Source organism: Paractinoplanes maris, assembly GCF_023544465.1.
Classification (GTDB): Bacteria; Actinomycetota; Actinomycetes; order Mycobacteriales; family Micromonosporaceae; genus Actinoplanes; species Actinoplanes maris.
The window spans coordinates 161,741-185,243 of sequence record NZ_JALPVL010000011.1 but is presented as its reverse complement, the minus strand read 5'-3'; the positions used below and the strand labels follow the sequence as shown (position 1 = coordinate 185,243).

At 71.1% G+C, this 23,503-nt stretch carries 17 protein-coding genes; 8 read left to right on the top strand and 9 right to left on the bottom strand.

The features are described 5' to 3' along the window. Positions 1-171: 171 nt before the first annotated feature. Positions 172-1,383 (top strand): cytochrome P450, encoded by a 1,212-nt coding sequence (locus tag NAG42_RS30240; protein WP_250035287.1) that lies wholly within the window; start codon positions 172-174, stop codon positions 1,381-1,383. Between the two features lie 122 nt (positions 1,384-1,505). Here NAG42_RS30240 and NAG42_RS30235 read toward each other — a convergent pair whose 3' ends face one another. Further along, complete coding sequence (locus NAG42_RS30235) at positions 1,506-2,201, bottom strand: hypothetical protein (RefSeq protein WP_250035286.1); 696 nt, start codon at positions 2,199-2,201, stop codon at positions 1,506-1,508. A 141-nt stretch (positions 2,202-2,342) separates the two neighbouring features. Here NAG42_RS30235 and NAG42_RS30230 point away from each other — a divergent pair, with 141 nt between their 5' ends. From NAG42_RS30230 to NAG42_RS30220, 3 genes are read left to right on the top strand one after another with little or no spacing between them, the layout of a single operon-like run. Continuing rightward, a complete protein-coding gene (locus NAG42_RS30230) occupies positions 2,343-3,791 on the top strand; it encodes an FAD-linked oxidase C-terminal domain-containing protein (RefSeq protein ID WP_250035285.1) in 1,449 nt (482 codons plus the stop codon). Next, the gene (locus NAG42_RS30225) at positions 3,791-4,909 is read left to right on the top strand and encodes an FAD-binding oxidoreductase (protein WP_250035284.1); all 1,119 of its coding nucleotides are present in this window, start codon (positions 3,791-3,793) and stop codon (positions 4,907-4,909) included. The genes NAG42_RS30230 and NAG42_RS30225 overlap by 1 nt, the downstream gene beginning before the upstream one ends. After that, positions 4,909-6,273, top strand: a complete 1,365-nt coding sequence (locus tag NAG42_RS30220; RefSeq protein WP_250035283.1) for a (Fe-S)-binding protein — start codon at positions 4,909-4,911, stop codon at positions 6,271-6,273. The genes NAG42_RS30225 and NAG42_RS30220 overlap by 1 nt, the downstream gene beginning before the upstream one ends. 481 nt (positions 6,274-6,754) lie before the next feature. On the opposite strand, the gene NAG42_RS30215 is transcribed toward NAG42_RS30220, so the two are convergent. Continuing rightward, complete coding sequence (locus NAG42_RS30215) at positions 6,755-7,129, bottom strand: VOC family protein (protein WP_250035281.1); 375 nt, start codon at positions 7,127-7,129, stop codon at positions 6,755-6,757. Positions 7,130-7,327: 198 nt separating this feature from the next. Here NAG42_RS30215 and NAG42_RS30210 point away from each other — a divergent pair, with 198 nt between their 5' ends. Continuing rightward, positions 7,328-8,131 (top strand): shikimate dehydrogenase family protein, encoded by an 804-nt coding sequence (locus tag NAG42_RS30210; protein ID WP_250035280.1) that lies wholly within the window; start codon positions 7,328-7,330, stop codon positions 8,129-8,131. Positions 8,132-8,251: 120 nt separating this feature from the next. Here NAG42_RS30210 and NAG42_RS30205 read toward each other — a convergent pair whose 3' ends face one another. Next, positions 8,252-10,390, bottom strand: coding sequence for a rhamnogalacturonan lyase family protein (locus NAG42_RS30205; RefSeq protein WP_250035500.1), 2,139 nt, complete (start codon positions 10,388-10,390; stop codon positions 8,252-8,254). Between the two features lie 202 nt (positions 10,391-10,592). Here NAG42_RS30205 and NAG42_RS30200 point away from each other — a divergent pair, with 202 nt between their 5' ends. Beyond that, positions 10,593-11,729: a cellulose binding domain-containing protein gene (locus NAG42_RS30200; RefSeq protein WP_250035279.1), complete on the top strand. Its 1,137-nt coding sequence runs from the start codon at positions 10,593-10,595 to the stop codon at positions 11,727-11,729. 83 nt (positions 11,730-11,812) lie between these two features. Here the strand turns inward: NAG42_RS30200 and NAG42_RS30195 are convergent, their stop codons facing one another. Continuing rightward, a complete protein-coding gene (locus NAG42_RS30195) occupies positions 11,813-14,167 on the bottom strand; it encodes a DUF3376 domain-containing protein (RefSeq protein WP_250035278.1) in 2,355 nt (784 codons plus the stop codon). Between the two features lie 81 nt (positions 14,168-14,248). Next, positions 14,249-15,055 carry a hypothetical protein gene (locus NAG42_RS30190; protein ID WP_250035277.1) on the bottom strand — a complete coding sequence of 269 codons (807 nt, stop codon included), beginning with the start codon at positions 15,053-15,055 and terminating at the stop codon, positions 14,249-14,251. Positions 15,056-15,267: 212 nt separating this feature from the next. Here NAG42_RS30190 and NAG42_RS30185 point away from each other — a divergent pair, with 212 nt between their 5' ends. After that, positions 15,268-15,873 carry an RNA polymerase sigma factor gene (locus NAG42_RS30185; RefSeq protein ID WP_250035276.1) on the top strand — a complete coding sequence of 202 codons (606 nt, stop codon included), beginning with the start codon at positions 15,268-15,270 and terminating at the stop codon, positions 15,871-15,873. Continuing rightward, entirely contained in the window at positions 15,870-17,735 is a 1,866-nt protein-coding gene (locus NAG42_RS30180) for a hypothetical protein (RefSeq protein ID WP_250035275.1), read from the top strand. Before NAG42_RS30185 ends, NAG42_RS30180 begins: the two co-directional genes overlap by 4 nt. An 18-nt stretch (positions 17,736-17,753) precedes the next feature. Here NAG42_RS30180 and NAG42_RS30175 read toward each other — a convergent pair whose 3' ends face one another. The 4 genes from NAG42_RS30175 to NAG42_RS30160 all read right to left on the bottom strand — a co-directional run bounded on the left by NAG42_RS30175 (position 17,754) and on the right by NAG42_RS30160 (position 23,398). Then, a complete protein-coding gene (locus tag NAG42_RS30175) occupies positions 17,754-18,485 on the bottom strand; it encodes an alanyl-tRNA editing protein (protein WP_250035274.1) in 732 nt (243 codons plus the stop codon). A 97-nt stretch (positions 18,486-18,582) separates the two neighbouring features. Then, positions 18,583-20,784, bottom strand: coding sequence for a hypothetical protein (locus tag NAG42_RS30170; RefSeq protein WP_250035273.1), 2,202 nt, complete (start codon positions 20,782-20,784; stop codon positions 18,583-18,585). Between the two features lie 82 nt (positions 20,785-20,866). Then, positions 20,867-21,190 (bottom strand): putative quinol monooxygenase, encoded by a 324-nt coding sequence (locus NAG42_RS30165; protein WP_250035272.1) that lies wholly within the window; start codon positions 21,188-21,190, stop codon positions 20,867-20,869. An 84-nt stretch (positions 21,191-21,274) separates the two neighbouring features. Beyond that, positions 21,275-23,398: an MMPL family transporter gene (locus NAG42_RS30160; RefSeq protein WP_250035271.1), complete on the bottom strand. Its 2,124-nt coding sequence runs from the start codon at positions 23,396-23,398 to the stop codon at positions 21,275-21,277. Positions 23,399-23,503: the final 105 nt, after the last annotated feature.

Here is a 23,503-nt window from a genome sequence, read left to right as displayed (position 1 = left end):
GACGCCATGAGCAGGGACGCGAGCCTCACGTCCATGCACATCCCCCGATGCAGGCGCCATAAACTGACGTTGACGGACCTGCTGAAGCCTAGACCAGGCGATGCCGCTGCTCAAGGCCACGGCGCACTCGGCTTGTATTGCTCGCAGCCGCGAACTTGTATGGTCAGGGCTGTGGCGAGCATTGTGGAAAGTCGCGAAGTTTCGGCACTGTTGGACGAGCTCACCACGATGGTGGGACGCGAGGACCCCTACGGCCACTACGCCCGGCTGCGCGAGATGGGCCCGGTGCTGCGCGAGGCCGACGGCACCCTGATCGTCACCCGGTTCGCCGACTGCCAGTCGGTGTCCCGCGATCACAAGCTCGGCAAGATGCCGGTCGAGATGCTGCCGCTGGCCGGCCTGGCCGACTGGGCCGAGCATCCGGCGCTCCACGGATACTTCACCAGCCTGCTGGGCATCAACCCGCCCGACCACACCCGCCTGCGCCGGCTGGTCAGCTCGAGCTTCACCGCGCGCCGGGTGCAGGAGCTGCGGCCGGCGACGACGCGGATGATCGACGGCCTGATCGACGGGCTGGCCGACGCGGGCACCGCCGACTTCGTCGCCGCGTTCGCGTTCCCGCTGCCCTGCAACGTGATCAGCGAGCTGCTGGGCATTCCCGACGCCGACCGCGCCCAGTTCCAGCACCTGGTGCAGGACTGGTCGGCGGTGCTCGACGAGATCACCCCCGAGGTGCTGCTGAAGGCCGACCCGGCGGCTCAGGCGGTGCGCGACTATCTGGGCGGGCTGGCCGCCGAGCGACGCCGGCAGCCCCGCGGCGACCTGATGACCGCGATGGTCGAGCACGAGGAGGCGGGCGACCGGCTCACCGGCGACGAGCTGCTGACCATGGCCGGGCTACTGTTCGCGGCCGGCTTCGAGACCACCACCAACCTGCTCTCCAACGGGCTGGCGGCGCTGCTCGACCATCCCGGGCAGTTGCCCCGGCTGCACGCCGATCCGGCCGCGGCGGTGGAGGAGCTGCTGCGCTTCGACTCACCGGTGCAGAACATCGACCGTACGGTGATCGAACCCACCGCCGTGGCCGGCGTGCCGCTCGAACCGGGGCAGCGGATCGTGGCCTACACCGGCGCGGCCAACCGCGACCCGCGGCGCTTCACCGACCCCGACTCGCTCGACCTGGGCCGGGGCGACAACGCATCGCTGTCCTTCGGCGGGGGCATGCATTACTGCCTGGGGGCGCCGATGGCCCGGCTGGAGGCGCAGATCGCCTTCCCTCGGCTTTTCGAGCGGCTGCCCGAGCTGCGGCGGACCGAGGGCGCCGAGCGGCGCAACAGCCTGACGATCCGCGGATTCGATCACCTGCCGGTGACGACGGGCTGAGCCGTCGCCGGAGAACCGGCCCGGAAAAGTAAGACGCCGCTGCGAATTCCACGGGGGAAGAACTCGCAACGGCGCACTCGGAACATTAGACGACAGCGGGCCGTCGTGTCTATCCCGTCCGGCTAACCGACACGTTGAACAACGGTGCCGACCAGTTTCTGCCAGTCGGCGTCGAAGTTGCTCGCGGCGCTCGCGGTGCCCAGCCGGTACAGCGCGTACTGATCCACGAGCAGAACATTTCGGCTGTTCAGGACGGCGACGGCGGTGTCCGCCGAGCCGGGGTGGGCCTTTTCGTACGTCTTGTGCCGCACCACCACGAAGCCCTTCCACCCGGCCTCGTCCAACGTTTTGATCTCGACCGTCTCGGTGTATGCCGGTTCGGACTTGTCGTCGTCGACCGTGGCCGGCATCGACACCTTCGTCTCGCAGCCGTCGGCGATCGCCCGCAGCGCCGTCTGCGCGGCCGTCGCCAGCGTCACGTCGCCGTAGACGAGGGCGGTCTGGTCGAGTGTCTGCGCGCCCTGCTTGCCCTCGTCCACGAAGGACGACGCCACCACGTCGCCGCCCGGGGGCACGGTCGGCGCGGGCGTCGTGCCGCCGCAGATGCTCACCAGCTTGGTGGGATCCGGGCTCTGCGCGGGCGGCTGCCAGGTCGGGCCGATCTCGGCCGCCTGCAGCAGCGCGCCGCGCATCGTGGTCACGTCGATCAGGCCGGTCGGCTCGGGCGACGGCTCGTCGTCCGACGAGCATCCGGCCACCGCGAGCAGGGCAACGACCGCCGTCGCGGTGAGTCGGGCGGCTCTTGCGGTCACGAACATCGGGCCATCCTCCCAGACCGCTGAGCAGGGCCGACGACGATGCCGGAACTACTACCGACCGGCACGCGTCACCGACTCTCGGTGACGAATGTCGGACCCTCGGGATAGGTTGTCCCCGAAGTCAGGAGCCGAGGAGGTCCCGTGGCCGACATCGATGCGCTCGCCCGGCGTCTGCGCGCCGAGCTGGGCTCCGAGCAGGTCGTGACCGACCGGCATGAGCTGCGGACCTACGAGTGCGACGGCCTCGCCCACTACAAGGTCATCCCGGCTCTGGTGGCGCTCCCGCACTCCGCCGCCCAGGTCGCCGCCGTGGTCAAGGCGTGCGCCGCGGCCGGGGTGCCGTTCGTCGCCCGCGGCTCCGGCACGGGCCTGTCCGGCGGTGCCCTGCCGCACGCCGAGGGCGTCCTGATCGTCACCGCCCAGATGCGCCGCATCCTCGACATCGCGCCGGCCGACGAGCGGGCCGTGGTCGAGCCCGGTGTGATCAACCTTCAGGTGACGAAAGCGGCCACCCCGCACGGCTACTACTACGCTCCTGACCCGTCGAGCCAGCAGATCTGCTCGATCGGCGGCAACGTCGCCGAGAATTCGGGCGGCGCGCACTGCCTCAAATACGGCTTCACCACCAACCACGTCACCGGTCTGCAGATCGTCGCGCCCGACGGCGAGCTGGTGCGGCTCGGCGGCCGGGCGCTCGACCCGCCGGGTTACGACCTGATCGGCGCCTTCGTCGGCTCGGAGGGCACCCTCGGCGTCGCCACCGAGGTGACCGTGCGGCTCACCCGGCTGCCCGAGTCGGTGCGCACGCTGCTCGCGGCGTTCCCCAGCATCGACGCGGCCGGCGCGGCCACCTCGGCGATCATCGCGGCCGGGGTGGTGCCGGCCGCGATCGAGATGATGGACGCGCTGGCCATCGAGGCGGCCGAGGCGGCGGTGGCCTGCGGCTATCCACCCGGCGCGGCCGCCGTGCTGATCGTCGAGCTGGACGGCCCGGTGGCCGAGGTCGAGGCCCAGTTCGAGCAGGTGACGGCGCTGTGCACCCGGGCGGGCGCGTTCGAGCTCCGAATCGCGGCCGACGAGACCGAGCGGGCGCTCTTCTGGCGGGGCCGCAAGTCGGCCTTCGCCGCGGTCGGCCGGATCAGCCCCGACTACATCGTGCAGGACGGCGTGATCCCGCGGACAGCGCTGCCCGAGGTGCTGCACCGCATCAGCGAGCTCGCCGCCTCGCACGGGGTGCGGGTGGCCAATGTCTTCCACGCCGGCGACGGCAACCTGCATCCACTGGTGCTGTTCGACGCCCGCGTCGAGGGCGAGGCCGAGCGGGCCGAGACGGTCTCCGGCGCGATCATCGACCTCTGCATCGAGTACGGCGGCTCGATCACCGGCGAGCACGGCGTGGGGATGGACAAGGCGAAATACATGCCCCGCATGTACGGCCAGGACGACCTCGACACGATGCAGCTGGTGCGGTGCGCGTTCGACCCCGGCCACCTCGCCAACCCCGGCAAGGTCTTCCCGACCCCACGGCTGTGCGGTGAGCGCCCCGGCGGCGACCTGGCCGCACGGTTCCCGGGCGTGGAGGTCTTCTGATGGCCGCGCTCGACGAGCTGACCCGCCCGGCCGGCGACGACGACCACGTCGGCGGGGTCCCGGCGCGGCTGGTGGCGTCCCCGGCCTCGACCGAGGAGGCGGCCGCCCTGGTCGCCGCGACCCGCGACCTCACCGTCGTGGTCCGCGGCGGCGGGACGAGACTGCACTGGGGCCCTCCCCCGCGCTCCCTCGACCTGATCATCGACACGCGCCGGCTGTCGGGCCTGGTCGAGCACGCGGCCGGTGATCTGATCACGGTGCTCAAGGCCGGCACACCGCTGAGCGAGCTCGAGCTGGGCGATCAGCAGCTCGCCCTCGACGCCCCCGCGGGCGCGACGGCCGGCGGCGTGGTGGCGACCGGGGCGAGCGGGCCCCGGCGGATGCACTACGGCACGGCGCGTGACCTGCTGATCGGCATCACCGTCGTCCGCCCCGACGGCGTCATCGCCAAGGCCGGGGGCAAGGTGGTGAAAAACGTCGCGGGTTACGACCTGGGCAAGCTCTACACCGGGTCCTACGGGACGCTCGGGCTGATCACCGAGTGCGTGTTCCGCTTGCATCCCCGGCCGGGGGCGGCCGCGTTCGTCCGCTCGACCGCCCCGGCCCAGGCGGTGTCGACGATCCTGGCCGCTCAGGTGGCGCCGACGGCGATCGAGATCGACACGGCCACGGGTGAGCTCGCCGTGCTTCTCGAGGGCACCCCCGCCGGCGTACGGGAAAGGTCCGGTCTCATCGAGAAACTGCTGGCCGGCGAGGTGAGCGAGGCGGCACCCGGCTGGTGGGGGCGCGAACCGTGGGCGTCCGACGAGATCGGGATGAAGCTGTCGGTGCCGCTGTCGAAGGTGCCGTCCCTGATCGAGTCGGGTTCGGCGCTGCGCGGATCGGCCGGGACGGGCGTGCTCTACGCGGCGGCGCGGGACATCACCGAGGTCGAGCGGTTGCGAGCGTTGTGCGTCCGCGGCGGCGGGCACGCGGTCGTGCTGACAGCGCCGGCCGAGGTGCGCGACATCCTCGACATGTGGGGGCCGGTGCCCGGGCTGGCCCTGATGCGGCGGATCAAAGACCAGTTCGACCCCGGCCACCGCTTCGCGCCGGGGCGTTTCGTGGGAGGCATCTGATGGTCGATTCCACCTGGGGCACGGGCGAGCCACCACGAGACGTGCTGGGCCCGGTCGACGACGGGCGCGCCTTCGACGAGCACCACCCACCGAGCGCCGAGCTGATCGCCGACTGTGTGCACTGCGGTTTCTGCCTGCCGGCCTGCCCGACGTATGTGTTGTGGGGCGCCGAGGCCGACTCGCCGCGCGGCCGCATCTACCTGATGAACGAGGGCGTCAACGGCGAACCGCTGAGCGGGTCGATGGTCGAGCACTTCGACAAGTGCCTGGGCTGCATGTCATGCGTGACGGCGTGCCCGTCCGGGGTCAAATACGACCGCCTGATCGAGGACACCCGGGCCCAGGTCGAAAGGCGCTACACCCGCGACCGCGGCGACGCCCTGCTGCGACGGGCGATCTTCGCACTGTTCCCCTATCCCCGGCGGCTCCGGCTGCTGCGCGGTCCACTGAGGGCGTACCAGAATTGGGGTCTGCAGAAACTGGTGACCCGCAGCGGCCTGCTCGACCGGCTGGGCCCGACGCTGACCACACTCGAGTCGCTGGCGCCCCGGCTGCGCAAAGTCCCCCCGCCGCCGCCCCGAGTGGCCGCCCGGGGCCAGCGCCGAGCCGTCGTGGGCATGCTGACCGGCTGCGTGCAGGGCGCGTTCTTCCCCGAGGTCAATTCGGCCACGGTCCGCATCCTGGCCGCCGAGGGCTGCGACGTGCTGATCCCGCCCAGCCAGGGCTGCTGCGGTGCGCTGAGCGTCCACAACGGACGACGCGAGGAAGCGCTGGGGTTCGCGCGCCGGCTGATCTCGACGTTCGAGCACATGGGCATGGACTACTTCGTGGTGAACGCGGCGGGGTGCGGGTCATCGCTGAAGGAGTACGGCGACCTGCTGGCCGACGACCCGGCGTATGCGAAGCGGGCGGCGGCCTTCTCGGCGAAGGTACGCGATCTGGCCGAGCTGCTCGACGAACTGGGGCCAGTGGCGCCACGCCACCCCCTGCCGCTGACGGTGGCCTATCACGACGCCTGCCATCTGGCGCACGCCCAAGGGGTGCGGGCGCAACCGCGGGCGTTGTTGCGGGGCATTCCTGAGTTGCAGCTGCGCGAGATAGCCGATCCGGAGCTGTGCTGCGGGTCGGCGGGGATCTGGAACATCCTCAATCCGGTGCCGGCTGCTGAGCTCGGGGATCGGAAGGCGGCCAATATCGTGGCTACCGGGGCTGAGCTGCTGGTTACCGCCAATCCGGGGTGCATGATGCAGGTCGCGGCTGGGTTGCGTCGTCAAGGTGGGGGGATGGCTATGGCTCATACGGCTCAGGTTCTTGATGCTTCTCTTCGTGGGCTGGGGGCTTCGGCCTTGGTGGAGAGGCCGTAGGTTGGGCTTTCTTGCGCTGGACGGGCGAGCTCGCCGGCGGCTGAAGACCTTGGTCACTGGCTGCTGGGTGCCTGGTGGGGGTGGCGGTCACCTGACGGGTAGGTGGTCTGGCTGCCGCGCTGGGGACGAAACCAGGCGGTCGGCGAAAGCAGGCCGGCCTGGGTGGTGGGTGGCGGGAACTTAACAATGCCGGTCGCGTCCGCCTTCGGCATACGTCGGCAGACGAGAACAGCTGGGTCTTTCACCACAGCTCTCACCCTGGCTTGGGGGCTCTCCGGGCGACGGCAAGCGCCGCTCATCGTGAGCAACGGCAGTACGCAAGCCGCCCTTTGCTTGCGTACTGCCGTTGATTGCGATTCGCTCCCGCCTGCCGTCGCCCGGAGAGCTCCCAAGCCGCCCACCGCAACCATCGCCAGGGAGCTCTCCAGCGATGGCCGGGGGTTCGGGGGCAGCGCCCCAGGGGCTTGACGGGAACAGGCGGCTACACCCCCCGCTCGATGGTGCTTCGTTCGACGCAGAACTCGTTGCCCTCGATGTCCTGCATGGTCACCCAACCCATGCCGTCGGCTGTCCGGTGGTCCTCGAAGAGCTTCGCCCCCAGCGCAGTCAGCCGCTCGACCTCCTCGTCGCGGGTGCGCTCGTCGGGCATCCAGTCGATGTGCAGGCGGTTCTTCACCGTCTTGGCCTCGGGAACGCGGATGAACAGCAGCCCGGGCACCGGTGACGGGGCCTCGACCAGTACCTCGTCATCGCCCGGGTGGTCGTCGTCGCCGAGGGGCCAGCCGGTGACCTCGCTCCAGAAGCGGGCCAGCTCGTACGGCTCCGAACTGTCGACCGTCACATGTCGCAGAATCATGGTCACGACCCTAGAGGGAGGCCTTCCGGGACGGACGGTGCCGCGCGCCCGGCCCCGCGGGCTGTAACGGGGCCGGGCGCGTGGCAAGCAGGTCAGCCGATGGCGAAGCTCGGGTGCGGGGCTGGTTGTAGGCGGCGGCGCGTCCGCACGATGCGTGATGCTATGGACAGCCGGGGACACGAGAGGGCAGGGATCGACATGTTCGACCGTCTCAGTGGTGCGACGCGGCTGTTCCCGATCATCGGTGATCCCATCAGGTACGTCGAGTCCCCGGTGCGGCTCAGCCGCACCTTCGAGGAACGCGGTTCCGACGGCATCTGTGTGCCGATGCAGGTACCGGCCGATGACCTCGACGCTGTCATGGCGGGTCTCACGGCCGCACGGAACGTGGACGGCATCCTCGTCACCATGCCGCACAAGTTCACGCCCTTCGCCCACTGCGCCACGAGTTCTGAGCGGGCCAGGAGGCTCGGGGTCGTGAGCGTCATCCGCCGCAATCCGGACCGCACCTGGCACGGTGACATGCTCGACGGGCTCGCCTTCGTGAAGGCGCAGAAAGACCACGGAGCCCGGCCGGAAGGCGCGCGGGTGCTCCTCGTCGGAGCGGGGGGCGCGGGCAGCGCGATCGCCATCGCCCTGCTGGAGGCGGGGGTCAGCGACCTTGTCATCCATGACGCTGACCAGTCGCGTGTCACTTCCCTGCTGGAGCTGGTCGACGATCTCGGCCACGGGCGGGCGAACGCCGGGCCGCCGGATCCCACCGGCTGCGATCTCGTGTGCAACGCGACTCCGCTGGGCATGGCGGACGGTGACCCCCTTCCCGTGGACCCCGCACTGTTGACGTCGTCCATGTTTGTGGGCGATGTGATTGCCGGGCACGGATTGACCCCGTTCCTCGCGGCGGCGCGGGCCGCCGGCTGCCGGACGGCCGACGGCGGGCACATGGTCGAAGCCGCACAAGACGTCATGGCCGACTTCCTGCTGAAGGCACCCGAACGCTGATGAAGGGCCGCGAGGCCCACCTGATGCCGGAGAGCCCGAAGCGTGCGCGCCGCGCCTTGGACGCACTGTTCGGTGGCTCTCCGGCATCGACGGCCCAGGGACGGCGCCATGGCGAGCGGTCTACGACATCGCGAACGAGGGGTGCGGGGGCTGGTTGTAGGCGGTGTTCTGCCAGGCCAGGGCCTCGCGGTACTGGATGTCGTGCAGCAGGGTGACCACCCGGCGGTCGGTCGGGACGGGTGTCGCGTAGATGCGCAGCGCGGTGTTGTCCGACGTCGGCCAGATGACTTCCTCGCGCCAGTCGCCGAGCAGGTCGCCGCTCAGGGACGGGGTGGCCTTGGTGCCGTTGTTCGAGTGCACGCCACTGGCCGTGAGCAGGCGGGTGTCCGACGACGTGCCGTACTTGTCGATGCGGGTCTGGTCGAGAAGTTCGCGCTGCGGGTCGCCGTCCCACCAGATCACGAAGTTGGCCGAGCTCGGCTTGCGGCTCGCCACCACCGATCCGGACGGGCCGCGCACGCCGTCGACCGCGGACGACCAGCTTTCGGCGCCGGGGCTGCCCGCCCAGATGTCGGCGGAGACCCCGCGTCCGTTGTCCCCACTCGCCGGCGTACTCCAGAGAACTTGACCGGTGCGGGCGTCGGCGAACCAGGATGACGGCTTGCTGGCGTCCTCGTCGACCTTGAAGACCTCCAATCCCGTACGGGAGGGGTCGAGGTCGCCGACGTGCAGGGCGTCGCCGTGGCCATACGTGGTGTTCCAGAGTTTGCTGCCGTTGTCGTCGACGGCCAGGGAGCCGTAGACGATCTCGTCGCGCCCGTCGCGGTCCACGTCGGCCACCGCGAGCTGATGGTTGCCCTGACCGGCCGTGCCGCTGTTGGTCGAGGCGTTGCTGTCGAAGGTCCAGCGGCGGGTCAGCGCGCCGTTGCGGAAGTCCCAGGCCACGATCACGCTGCGGGTGTAGTAGCCGCGGGCCATGATCAGGCTGGGCCGGCTGCCGTCGAGGTAGGCGGTGCCGGCCAGGAAGCGGTCGACCCGGTTGCCGTACGAGTCTCCCCAGCTGCTGACCGTGCCGCGCGGCGGTTCGTAGTTCACCGTGGACAGCGCGGCGCCGGTGCGGCCGTCGAACATCGTCAGGTACTCGGGTCCGCTGAGCACGTAACCCGACGAGTTGCGGTAGTCGGCGCCCGCGCTGCCGATGACCTGCCCGGTGCCGGAGACGGTGGCGTCGGCCGTCTTCATGGCCACCTCGGCCCGGCCGTCGCCGTCGTAGTCGTACACCTGGAACTGGGTGTAGTGCGCGCCGGCCCGGATGTTGCGGCCGAGGTTGATGCGCCAGAGCCGGGTGCCGTCGAGCTTGTAGGCGTCGACGTAGACGGGGTCGGTGACGCCGGACTGCGAGTTGTCCTTGGCGTTCGAGGGATCCCACTTGAGGACCAGGTCGAGCTTGCCGTCGCCGTCGAGGTCGCCGGTGCCGGCGTCGTTGGCGGCGTACAGGGAGCTGTTGGGGTTCTGGATCGGCACGTCGAGGTAACCGTTGCCGAAGCTGAGCGACGGGCCCTCGGCGGCCTGCTCGACCCCTCCCAGTACGGCGCGTACGGTGTACGCGCTGTTCGCCGCGGCGCCGGAGTCCAAGTAGTTGGTCGAAGCAGTGATCGGGGACGCGTTGACCTTTGTCCCGCCGCGGTAGACGTTGAAGGCGATCCCGGACGGGTCGGTGGCCAGCCAGCGCCAGCTGACCAGATTGGCCGAGCCGGAGCGGACGCTGATCACGCCGCGGTCCAGGCGTTCCCGCTGCTTGCCGTCAGCCGGCGCGGTCGTCGTCGGCGGCGAAGTGGTCGGCTGCGGCGACGTGGGCTGGGGTGAAGTGGGCTGCGGAGTCGTCGGCTGGGGTGTCGTCGGCTGCGGGGTCGTCGGCTGGGTCGCTCCGGTGCACGCCACGCCGTTCAGCGTGAACGCTCCCGGCGTGGCGGAGGTGCCGTTGGCGTTGAAGCCGAAGCTCGTGGTGCCGTTGGTGGCGAGGGCCGCGTTCCAGCCCGCGTCGCGCACCGTCACGGCACTTCCGGACTGGGTGACCGTGCCGTTCCACAGGGACGTGATCGTCTGGCCACCGGACCACGCGAAGGCGAGCGTCCAGCCGTTGATCGGGTCGCCCAGGTTGGTGACGTCCACGGTGGCCCCGAAGCCGCCCGGCCACGAGTTCGTGACGGCGTAGCGCACTTGGCAGCCGGCGGCGGCGTCAGCCCGGGCCGCGACCATGACGCCCGCGCCGGCGGTCGCCACGGCGAGAACGGCCGCGATGGTTCCTCTTCTGGCCACGAGCGGTCCTTAGATCGAGGGACGTTGATGGGAGCGTTCCCAGGGTGGAGCATTCCGGCTTTCCGGTCAAGGTTGGATTGGGAGCGCTCCCATGTCATAGTGCTTTCCATCCATCACCGTCGATCGCGTGCCGGAGTGTCCGATGCCCAGACGAAGAATGACCGTCCTAGCCGCCGCCATCGCCGTGCTGACCGGCTCGTCCGCCGTCGCCCTGGCCGGTCCGGCCGAAGCCGCGGCCGGCTGCCAGGTCCGCTACACCGTCTCGAGCTCGTGGCCGGGCGGCTTCGGGGCCGCCGTGGACATCACCAACCTCGGCGATCCGCTGCCCTCGTGGGCGCTGACGTTCACGTTCACCGGCGGTCAGACGATCACGCAGCTCTGGAACGGCGCGCTCACCCAGTCCGGCTCGGCCGTCACCGTCCGCAACGCTTCGTGGAACGGCGCGCTGGCCACCAACGGCTCCGCCTCCGTCGGCTTCAACGGCTCCTGGACCGGCACCAACCCGGCACCCACGTCCTTCGCCCTCAACGGCGTGGCCTGCACCGGCACGACCCAGCCGACCACACCACCACCGAGCACGCCGCCGCCCACCACCACCCCGCCGCCCACGACTCCGCCGGCCACCACCCCGCCGGCCACGACTCCGCCGGCCACGACACCCCCGCCCGCCGGCTCCCCGGTGAAGATCATGGCGCTCGGCGACTCGATCACCGGCTCCCCCGGCTGCTGGCGGGCCCTGCTGTGGCAGAAGCTCCCCGCCACGAGGGTCGACTTCGTGGGCACGCTCCCCGGCCAGGGCTGCGGTTTCCCGTACGACGGTGAGAACGAGGGCCACGGCGGCTTCCTCGCCACGAACGTCGCCAACCAGGATCAGCTGGTCGGCTGGCTGGCCGCCTCCGACCCCGATGTCGTCCTCATGCACTTCGGCACCAACGACGTCTGGAGCAACATTCCGCCGTCGACCATCCTGGCCGCCTTCACCCGCATGGTCGGCCAGATGCGCGCGTCCCACCCGTCGATCAAGATCCTGGTCGCCCAGATCATCCCCATGAACGCCGCGAACTGCGCCGACTGCAACCAGCGGGTCATCGCCCTGAACGCCGCCATCCCGGCCTGGGCCGCCGGCCTCTCCACCACGGCCTCCCCCATCACCGTCGTCGACCAGTTCACCGGTTTCGTCCCGGCCACCGACACCTACGACGGCGTCCACCCCAACGACGCCGGCAACGTGAAGATCGCCAATCGCTGGTACCCGGCCCTGTCCGCCGCGATCTCGTAGCCGAACCGGGCGGCCCGCCGCGAGGGGGGCGGGCCGCCCGGCCGGCCTCGATGACAAGGCGGGCCGGGCGGCACCGCGGCGGCTCAGCGGGTGGACGGCGGCTTGGTCCAGGACCAGATGCGGCGCCGGATCGAGGCGTGCAGAAGGAGGCGGAGGGAGCGGTATCGGTAGAAGGGGGAGTTCGGGAGCCGGCGGTACTTGGAGCGCAGAACCGCCGAGGTGACCCGGCCGGCCCGGCCCAGGGGCTGGGGCTGGGTGGTGCCGGCCAGCACGTCCAGGATCTTGTCGGTGAGGGCCTGGATGGTCTCGAGGCCGCCCTCCTCCTCGGCGACCGTGCGGAGGAAGGCGCGGTCGTCGGTCACCGTTCGCAACTTCTTGAGGGTCTCGACCAGGTACTCGCGGCTGACCCCCTCGCTCCGGAGGATCTCCTCCTGCATGGCCCGCACGGTGCTCTCGTCCAGGCCGAGCGGTCCGGCCAGGTGCGTCACCGCGTCCAGGCGTCCCCAGAGCCAGTCCCACCGACGCCACTCGGCCTTGCCGAAGGCGGCGAAGTGCCACGCCCGGGTGCCGTAGAGCTTGAACCCGGCCAGGTCGTCCGGGGTCGTGGCGAGCAGGTCGGGGTCGTCCAGGACAGGCGCCTCGGCGTCGGGTCCGACGCGCAGGAACGTGAACGGGGCCGTCCGCTGGAAGGGGGCGCGAGCGTTCAGTGCCCGGGCCAGCACCTCGACGGCGAACGCGGCCACGAGCGGCGACCCTGGCCGGTCGGTGACCCGGGCGTACGCCTCGGCGGCCTCCGCCATCAGGGCGCCCACCGTCCGCTCCACCTCGATCTCGCCGAGGATCACGTTGACCGCCTTCACGGCCGTCGCCGGAGTGCTCACCTCGCCCGCGCCGAGGTGCGCCACGCACCGGTCGACGTGGTCGCGCAGCGCCTCCAGCCGACGCAGCGAACCGGCCAGCTCGCCGGCCGCCGCGTGGATCACCGAGTTCTCCCCGCCGCGCATCCGCCGCTGCAGGTCACGCGACATCAGCCGGAGGCAGCGCTCGGCCGGGGTCAGGCCCCACCGCCACTGGCCGTCGGTCACGCTGTGCACCGATGTCGCACCGGGGTCGATCCACCGCGGGCCGAGCTCCTCGACGTCCCGGTCGGTCAGCTTCTCGCAGTTCTCGCCGTAGTTGCGCAGGACGCGCGGCTCCTGGGCCCCCGCCCCGACCTGCACGTCCCAGATGCCGCCGGCGAGCCGGCCCTTCCGGTACGCGGGCAGCAGCGCGTCGGCCGCGGTGAGCAGCCCGTCGGCGCCCCCGGGCGCGGCGATGAGGTCCTGGAACATGGTCTGCGCGTCGGCCGAGGTCGTGTCGCCGGTGCGCAGCAGGGTGTCCAGCGCTTCGATGTCGCTGCGGAAGTCGCTCTCGCGGGGCAGGGACACCGCGGCCTGGACGACCCGGGGCCAGTCCGGGGCCAGGTCCGCCGCGGACGCCTTCGAGGCCTCCTGCTGCTGCAGCGGTGTCTGGATCGCGGCGTTTCCCCGCGACGGCACGATGTAGAGCAGGTAACGGTCGAAAACGGTGTTCGCGGGCCGGCGGGTGATCCGGTCGAGCACCGGGTCGAAGGGCGCGTTGTCGATGATGCCGCCGTCGGCCACGAAGCCCGGTTTCCGGCCGGGTGCGGGCCTCGCCTGCAGCCGGTCGCACATCTCGTCGACTTCCGGCACGGCCGAGAACGCGACCGGGAAGGACGCCGTGGCCCGGGTCGATCGCTTGAGCGACTCGGCGTACTCGGTGAAATCGTCCGCCGGGCAGCGCTCGAACGGCTTGCGCGGCGAGACGAACCGGACCCGTTCCGGGTCCGCCTCGAACCGATAGAGCCGCCGGTGGTCGGCCACGATGAACGGGTGCCCCTCGGCGTCGGCGTAGGACACGTCGGCCGGGCCGAGCGCCGTCGCGGTCAGGAAGAGCGTGACCGGCTGGGCCCGCCGGTTCCCCGGCCGGATGTCGTCGATGGCCTTCCCGATCTCGGTCTGGAAGAAGTCGCCGTCGAGGACCGATGCCGGGTACGCCTTCGTGTCGCGGGCGACGAGCTTGCCCGTCTGCAGGCTGGCGGCCCGTTCCCACACGCCCCGCAGCGCGGGCTCGGCCGAGGTGGCCGGGTCGAGGCCGGTGCCGCGGGCGATCGCCGTGGCCAGCAGGGCGCCGTTGATCCCGCCGGCACTGCTCCCGGCGATGACATCGATCACCACACGCCGGTTCCCCGCCGCCGTACGCCATCTCCGCCACAGTGGGCGGTCGGCTTCCCGGACGCCGGAGATCTCGTCGTCCGTGGCGCCCGCGGCCCGGCGCAGCAGATCGAGCTCGTGGGTGACGCCGCCCATCCAGACGGCCAGGCTCACGCCGCCGTTGAGCACCAGGGCGAAACGGAGTTCCGCTGCGGACTCGGTCATCGTGATCGCTCTCCTCAGGGATTGCCCATCCATCACGGGAGAAGGAGTTCGCCGCGGTCGGTCTGATACCGCGCTGATCGGTCAGTCCCGCAGGCCGTCCGCGGCGTTCACGAACAATTGCGGGAGCATCGCCTGGATCGCCCCGACAAGGACGTTGTCACCGTTCGACAGATAGGCCAGAGATCCGCGTGATCGCGCTCGCACCCGCGTGCCGCTGGCCACCGCGTCGAACAATTCCGCCACGTCGAGCCAGGTGTATCCCGGCCGGAGCCGGAGGTCGTAGACGCCGGCCAGCTCTTCGTAGATCGCGGCCCATTGGGTGATCCACCGGTCGTACCCGGTCCGCAGGAAACTCTGGATGCGCGGATGGTTGGGCAGCGCCACCCAGATGATGTTCTGCATGCTCCAGAGCGGATCGTTCACGGTCATGGCCAGCACCGCGTCGGCGAGCTGACGGATCAATTCCGGGTACGGCGCGCCCTTGGACAGTTTCGAGGCGGTCCGGTGCAGGTCGCGCATGTAGTCGTCGATGATCGCCGGCCGGAACAGATACGAGATCAGATCCTCGGTGAACCGGCTCTTGTATCGCCAGCGATCCCGGAACATGCCGACGGTCAGCAGTTTGGGCCGGGCGTCGCGCAGGCCCTCGCGCTCGGCCCGTTCGATCAGACGGGATTGCGACAGTCCGGCGAACAGACAGGTGCCGCTGTCGTGATCGTCCTGCAGATCCGGACCCCGATGATCGAGCAGATCATCGCGCAACAGCATCAATCCGATCTCGAGGAACTCCCGCGTCTCGGGACTGTTCGCGATCTTGTCGCGAGTGGCCGGCCGGGCGTCCGCCGCCACGTTGACCAGCACCGCGGTGAGATTGTCGTCGCCCACCATTCCGCCTCCTCATGATGCGCCGGTGTGCGACCTCCAGAGTAGGACCTCCAGCGCTGGAGGTTTTGTGCCCGACGGCCCGGCCGGGGGGTGGTGACGGCGTCCCGCAGTTCTCGTATGCCCTGGATAGAGGGCTTGGACACGCCCGATCGAGGACGGCCAACGTAACGACCACAACAGGTGAGGACAACTTCCCGACAGGGGTGTGAATCGAGATGACGCAAGGCTCGATCTTGGCCGACCCAGCTACTTCGATCGATGACCTCGTCGACGGCGCCCGCCGCGGCGACCAGGCCGCCTGGGACGCGCTGGTGCGCCGCTTCCGGCCGCTGGTCGGCTCGGTGGCCCGGACCTACCGGCTCCCGGAGCGCGATGCCGAGGACGTCAGCCAATTCGTCTGGCTGCGCCTGACGCAATACCTCGACCGGATCCGGGACCCGCACGCCGTACCGAAATGGATCATGACGACGGCTCGGCACGAGTGCCACCGGCTCGCGCGGCAGATCCGCACGACCGTCCTGCTCGACCCGCAGGCGGCCGGGCTGGAACACGCCCGGCCGGGCGAGCCCGGGACGGATGCCGGCCTGCTGCGGGCCGAGCGGCATCAGGCCCTGCGCGACGGCCTGGCCGAGCTCCCGGCTCCCCAGCAGCAGATGCTGTTGCTGCTGGTCGCCGATCCGCCGTTCAGCTACCGCGAGATCAGCCGCATCCTCGACATCCCGATCGGCAGCATCGGCCCGACCCGGGCCCGCTGCCTTCAGCGCCTGCGCGCCACCACGGCCGTGCGGCGATTCCTGGAGACCCCGGGACGCCCGGCATGACCGGGCCGGCGAACCAGGAACAGCCGCAGCCCCTCGGCTGGTGGGTACGGAACAACACGCCCCGGCCGATCTGGCTCGAGCAGCATGGCCGGATCCTCACCCTCGCCCCGTTGGAGGAGCGGAGATGGTCCGATCAGTCCGACCCCCGGGATGCCTTTCCGGACCTGCGGCGGCTCGAGGACCGGCGCCAGGTCGCAATCGGCCACCAGCTCGCTGACCCGGGGCGGGACGAGGCCCTGGCCACCGCCGGGCACGTCACGCTCGTCACCGGATTCGGCTGGCTGGTCTCGTTCTGGCCGCTGTCGCTGTGGTGGTGGCTGCGTATCGGCGGCATCCTGGGCATCGGCCTGGCGCTGGGCTTCCTCCTGCTGCGGATCCGGCCGTCCCGCCGGGCCACCGGCCGCCGGGCGCGCCGCCGCACCTGGTACAACGCCACGATGCTGGTCGTCGTGCTGGTCGGCCTGCTGATGCCGACCACGGTGGTCTATTTCGCCACCGACCTCCACACCGTGGTCTCGGTCTGGCCCGACGGCTTCCGGATCGACATGGAGTCGCCGCTGGTGCTCATCGGGCGGTTCATGCAGCTGACCTTCATCGCCATCGCCACGCTGCTGCCGGCCCTCATGTACTTCCAGTTCGACGCCGAGCGGCTCGGCATCCTGCGGGACCGGTGGATCCAGAACGTCTTCCGGCTCGATCCGGCCCTGGCCACCACCGAGGACGTGTACGCCAAGTACGGCAAGCAGCTGGACGAGGCGTACGGGGAGGTCGACGACGGCAAAGGGCGGCTCACCCGCGGACGGCGCTCGCCGATCATCCTGGCCACCCTGGTGCTCGCCTTCGGCTGGCTGTTGATCCTGCTCAAGGCGGGCGACCCCATCAAGGGGGATCCGGCGCTGTCTTTCGTCACACTGCTCGACCCGCAACAGTCGACCGTCAGCTTCGCGTTCCTGGGTGCCTATTTCTTCGCCCTGCAGCTGGTGTGGCAGGGCTATGTGCGGGCCGATCTGCGTCCCAAGACGTACACGACGATCGCGGTGCGCGTGCTGGTCGTGGTGATCGTCGCCTGGCTGATCGACGCGACCACCGACGCCGGGGGGACTCCGGAAGCGCTCTACCTGCTGGCCTTCACCGCGGGCTTCGTGCCGGACCGGGTGTTGCATCTGTTGTGGGAGAAGGTGCTTCCCGGGCTGAACAAGCTGCTCGACCAGGGCGGGCAGCAGCCGCTCACCGAGCTCGAGGGCATCGACCTGTACGAGCGCACGCGGCTCTCGGAGGAGGGCATCACCTCGGTCGAGGCGCTGGCCAACCACGATCTGCTGGACCTGTTCTTCAAGACCAGGATTCCCGCGGCCCGGCTGGTGGACTGGATGGACCAGGCGATCCTGGTCATGTATCTCGGTGCCGACGAGCCGTCCACCGAGGCCGCGGCCGACGGCCCGAAACTGCGCTGCGCGCTGCGCGAGCTCGGCATCCGCACCGCCAGCGACCTCGTGCAGTTGACCCGGCTCGACCACCGCACCGGTCACCTCAGCCGGGGCAAGGTCGACGAGCTGACCGGGGCCCTGCACAGCATCGTGCCGGCCCAGAAGCGCGCGACGATCCGGTGCCGGCTGACCGTGCTGGTGGCCACGCTCGACCACAGTGAGTGGCTGGGCCGGATCGAGCACTGGCGCCGCAGCGACCTCATCGAGAGGCGCCCCTCCGACCGGCTCTACATCGACGGCCAGGGCCGGCTGCGGCCCGGGGATCCGCGGTTCGACGAGCAGGGACCCGGACGTCCGCCGCCGGCGGCGATCAGGTGGACCTCGAACGGGGCGATCGGGGCACCGGACGGGGTGACGAGGGCGCCCGCGAGCTGAGGCTCCGGACCGGCGGCCTCAGGCCGGAGCCAGCCGGATCCGGACCCGGCGGTTCTGCCGGCCCTTGCTCTCCACCTTGACCACCTCGACCCGGCCGACCTGGGCCGTCGAGGCGACGTGGGTGCCGCCGTCGGCCTGGACGTCGAGGCCGACGATGTCGATCACCCGGATCTCCGGCTCGTGCAGCGGGGGCAGGGCGTCCTGGGTGCGGATCAGGGTCGGGATCCGCAGGGCCTCGTCGCGCGGCAGCACCCGGGCCACGATCTTGCGGTCGGCGGAGATCTCGGCGTTGACCGCGTCCTCCAGCGACTGCTTGAAGCCCGCGGGCACCTCGGGCAGGTTGAAGTCCATCCGGGCCTCACCGGGTTGCATGTTGCCGCCGGTGACCAGCGCGCCGAAGTCGCGGAACACGGTGCCGCACAGGACGTGCAGGCCGGAGTGCGTCCGCATGAGGGTGCTGCGCCGCTGGTCGTCGATCGCGCCGCGCACCGTCGTGCCGGCCGGCGGCACCGGATCGCCCGGCGCCGGGATCAGGCGCGGGCCGTCGTCGCTCCTGCGCGCGTCGACGACGCGGGTCTGCACGCCCTCCCACAGCAGCACGCCGTGATCCGGTGGCTGGCCGCCGCCGCCCGGATAGAAGGCGGACCGGTCGAGCACGATGCCCGCCTCGGGGTCGGCCGGGTCGGACCACAGCACTGTGCAGTCCCACTCCCGCAGCGTCGGGTCGGTCCAGTCGAGGCGTTCGGTCATGGGCCGAACCTAGTGCCTGGCCGGGGCCGGTTGTCGATACGCGCCGACGCCGGCGCGCCTGGTCCGGCGTGGGCCGGCCGGGCCCGTACGGGAAAGGTCAGCGCCAGGAGCAGGTGACGTCGCGGTAGGGCGGGGCGGCCGCAGTGCCGGCCTGGACGCCGGAGAGCAGCCGGACGACCGTCTCGCCGCGGGTCAGGCTCTTGCCGGCGAAGTTCCAGCGGGTCTCGGTGGTGCGCGCGGCGACGATCGCGCCGGTGGCCGGGTCGCGCTCGAAGGTCGCACCGGCCTCGAGCAACTCCGGGCGGCCGTCGCGGTTGAGGTCGGAGCAGCCGACGCCGGCCGTCCGGCCCAATGTCGACGCGGTCGCGAACTCGGGACCGAGCAGCACCAGGCCGTCCCGATCCCAGGAGAGCAGGCGCAGCCGCGGGCCGGCCGCCAGGGCGACCTCCTCACCGGCCACGCCGTCCAGGTCGAGGGTTTCCACCGCCTCCGGTCGCTGGTCCCGGCCGTACGGCAGGGTGAGGTCGGCAACGCGGCCGGCGGTCAGGATCGCCCGCGCGGTCCAGGCGCCCGACCGTTCGTAGAGCAGCAGCGTGTCGGTGCGGCCGTCGCCGTCGAGGTCGGTCCGGACCGAGCTGCGGCAGCCCGCGTCGGCGGGGACGAAGAAGCCGCTCAGCGACGGCCGGCAGACCCCGGGGGCGATCGCGCCGAGCCGGGCTGCCTCGCCGGCCGGGAAGCCGCCGGCCGGCAGGTTGTAGCTGAGCGACGTCCAGGTGCCGTCGAGCGCGATGCAGAGCCGGTAGTCCCGGCCGCTCCCGGCGGTCTGCCGCACGATGCCGACGTCCTCGGGTGGCATCCCCAGGTCGGCCAGGCGCGCCGGATAGGTCAGCAGTCCGGGGTCGGCCATGCCGTAGACGTAGCCGTCGCGGGCCGTCTCGTCACACGGCCAGCGCAGCGGCGGCGTGCTGACCAAGGCGGCCACGGCGTCGGTGACCCGCGGGCCGGTCAGGCCGGTGTTCGTCCAGACCAGGCCGGGTGGTGGCAGCGCGTCGGTGAGCGCGTCGCGCGTCGCGGCCGCGTGGAGCCGCTCCTGGGTGGTCACCACGGCGGCCGGGATAGCGACGCCCGTCTCGTTGAGCGCCTTGCGGGGAATCACCGGGCTGCGCCGCGCGACCACCTCGGTCGTCCGGGACGAGGGGCCACCGCCGGCGATCACCTCCCCCAGACCGCGCATGGCCAGGAGCACGGTGCGCCCGATCTCGTCGCGCTGCTGCCCGGCCAGTTTCTCGTCGGACGCCGCGGCCGTCTCGGGCAGCACCCGCTCGGCGGCGAGCGCGTCGTCGACACATCGGGTCACGTGACCGGGCTCGAGCCGGGTCAGGGCACACCGCACGGCCTGCACGGTCACCGGCGCCGGGACGAACGCGGAGCTCATCACGTCGACGATGTATTCGGCGACGATCACGTCGGGACCGGTGTGGGTGACGAAGCTGATCGTCCGGTAGCTGCCCGGCAGGGCCAGGTCGAGACTGCCCCGGCTGGGGACGTAGGTGTGGTTGCGGTCGGCCCGGGCCAGCTCGGTCCAGACCCGGTCGGCCGCCGACGTCCGGCCCGGCTGGGCGACGGCCATCGGCGGGTAGGCGCCGAGCTCGGCGAACTGCCCGGCCGCCCGGTCACCGGCCATCCGGAGCAGAGCCGGGCGATCGGCGGCGCCCGCGGCCACGCAGGTCTTCACCGCACTGCCGGGGGCCCAGGCCGTCCAGCGGTGGGAGCGGGTGGTGCCGCAGTCGGGCTCGGGGGCGTCGTCGGCGCCGGCGCCCGCCGAGAGGTCGGGGGCGGTGACCACCGCGCGGCCGGCGGACACGATGGACAGATGGCCGACCACCGTCGTGATGGTGCCGGCGGCTCGGTCGACCACTCCGCCCTGACTGCTCCACGCGCCGTCCCCGGCGCGCGACACGATCGTGAGCAGGTCGCCGGCGGTGGTGTCGCGCAGCGGCAGGGTGACGGCGGCCGACGTCAGCAGGCCGGCGCCGCCGAGCGTGATGTCGACCGGCTCGGTGAGCCAGGTCAGTCCGTCGGGCGCCGCGATGCTCGGCCGCGGGACCACGCGCACCTTGGTGTCCTTGCTCAGGGCGCCCGGCCCGAAGCGGACCGACACGCCGCCGGCCGTGCTGATCGTGCCGCCACCGGCCGCCGTGATCAGGGCGACGGTCGCCGGGGACCGCAGCGACCAGACGACGACGCCGGCCACTGCCAGCAGCACCGCCGCCACCACCGCGGCCAGGGCCACGCGCACGAGTCTCCTCCTGGTTCCCGGGGAACCCACGGTAGGAAGGACACTCAAGTGCGGTGAACCTCCGGTCGGTCAGACCGTACGACTACTCGACGGCAAGCTCCCCCAGTTCGGACCAGCCGTCCTGATCAACCGACTGACTGATGATCTTGGGAGTTTCCGACAGATACTGTGGCAGATCGCGCTGGGCCTGGCGGAAGTGGGCCGACCCGACGTGAGCCGCGCCCGCGTCGCCGTCGCGGAACGCCTCCACCAGTACGTACTCGTTCGGATCGTCCAGGCTGCGGGACCAGTCGAACCACAGGCAGCCCGGCTCGGCCCGGGTCGCCGTGGTGAACGGGAGCGACAGGTCGGCCCAACTGTCCGCGTACTCCGGCTTGATCGGGAACTTGGCGGTGATGAAGATCAACTGATTCTCCCTGTCGCGCGATCGGTCAACGGTCCCACCATCTGTATCAGGACCGCGGGCCGTCGAGGGTGCGCCGTCGGGGGCTCAGTGCGTGAGCTCGGGTTCGGCGGACGACGCCGGTGTCGCCGGCTTTTCGTCCGGCTCGTCGAGCTTGCGGGTCAGCTTGCCCGGCCACCACATCCACCGGCCGACGTCGAGGTTGAGCGCTGTGACCAGCACCGAGCGGACGATCAGCGTGTCGAGCAGGACGCCGAAGGCCACCGCGAATCCGATCTCGACGAACGCCACCAGCGGCAGGCTGGCCAGCGCGGCGAACGTGCCCGCCAGCACGATGCCGGCCGAGGTGATCACCCCGCCGGTGGCGGCCAGGCCGATCAGGGCGCCACGACGGGTGCCGTGCTGCTGTGCCTCCTCGCGGACACGGGTCATCAGGAAGATGTTGTAGTCGATGCCCAGGGCGACCAGGAACACGAAGACGAACAGCGGGAACGACGTGTCCTCGGCCGGGAAGTCGAAGAGGTAGCGGAACACGAGCACGCTCACGCCCAGCGCCGCCGCGAACGACAGCACCACCGTCGCGATGAGGATCAGCGGCGCCACGATCGCCCGCAGCAGCAGCGCCAGGATGACCAGCACGACCAGCAGCACCAACGGGATGATCAGCCGGTTGTCGTGGTTGTTGGCCGTGTTGATGTCGAGCAGGATCGCGGTGCCGCCACCGACCTTGGCATCCGCACCGGGCAGGGCGTGCAGCACGTCGCGGGCTCGCTCGACGGTCTGCTGTGCCGCCTGGCTGTCGGGCGCGCTGGTCAGCGTCCCGTCGATCAGGGCGAGGTTGCCCTTCACCACCGGTTCGGTGACCTCGCTGATGCCGGGCACCGTGGCGAAGGCCTGCCGCACCTGATCGGCGCCGGACGCGTTGGCGATGACCGTGACCGGCTGGCCGCCACCCGCCGGGAAGTGCCGGGCCAGCGCCGCCTCGGCGACCGTGGAGGGCTGCTCGGTGGTGAACTGGTCGGCCGCGCTGAGCCCGTTCGCGTTGAGCTGCAGCAGGCCGAGCGCCATGGCCCCGAGCAGGACCGACGTGGTGACCCAGACCCGCCGCGGGTGCCGGGCGACGCGGCGGCCGAGGCGGGCCCAGAGGCCGGTCGCGGTCGGCTCGGGAGTGCCGAACTTGGGCCGGGACGGCCAGAACAGCCAGCGCCCGAAGATCACCAGGAGAGCCGGGAGCAGCGTGGTCATCGCGGCCAGGCCGACCACGATGCCGAGCGCGGCGACCGGGCCGAGGCCGGCCGTCGAGTTGAGCTCGGCCAGGGTCAGGCAGGACATGCCGACGGCCACGGTGGCCGAGCTGGCGATGATCGCCGGACCGGCCCGGTGCAGCGCGAACTGCATCGCCTCGTGCCGGTCCTCGTGGCGGCGCAATTCCTCGCGGTAACGCGCGACCAGCAGCAGGGCGTAGTCGGTGCCGGCGCCGAACACCAGGACGGTGAGGATGCCCGCGCTCTGCGCGTTGACCGTCAGCCCGGCGTGTTTGGCGAGCAGATAGATGAGCGCCTGCGAGCCGGCCAGCGCCGCGCCCGCCGTCAGGATCGGCAACAGCCAGAGGACCGGGCTGCGATAGGTGATGAGCAGGATGATCGCGACGACGGCGAGCGTGGTGTAGAGCAACGTGCCGTCGATGCCCGCGAAGGCGCCCGCCGAGTCGGCCGCCGCCGCCACCGGGCCGGCCAGATAGGTCTGCAGGCCGTCGGGTGCACCTTGATCGGCGGTGTCCTTGATGCCGGTCGCGATGTCGGGCAGCGCCTCCCAGCCGTCGTCGTCGAGCCGGATCGGGACGATCACCTCGGCGGCCGCCTTGTCCGGCGACTCGATCGGTCCGATGATCTTGCCGCTGACGCCGTCGGCACCGGCCAGGTCCTGGGCGTCCCGGGCGGCCGCGGCCCGATCGGCGGCGGTCAGCCCGCCCGGCCGTTCGTAGACAATGATCGCCGGTGCGATGTCGTCCGGCTGGAACTGCCGCTGGAGATCGACCACCTGGGTCGATTCCGCGTTGCCGGGCAACCATGCCGAATTGTCGTTCTTCTGAACCTCGGTCAGTTTGCCCGCCAAAGGGCCGGCCAGACCGAGCACGACGATCCACAGACCGAGCACGACCCATTTCGACCAGCGGCCGCAGACCAGTCTCGCTATTCCACCCGTTGCCATCTCGCCCCCCGAGATATTGCCAGACCTGGCGGAGCGTATGCCCGTGCGCGTGACCACCTGAAGCCCCTGAAGGTGCACTCAGGGTAATCTCGGGGTGATCCCCGA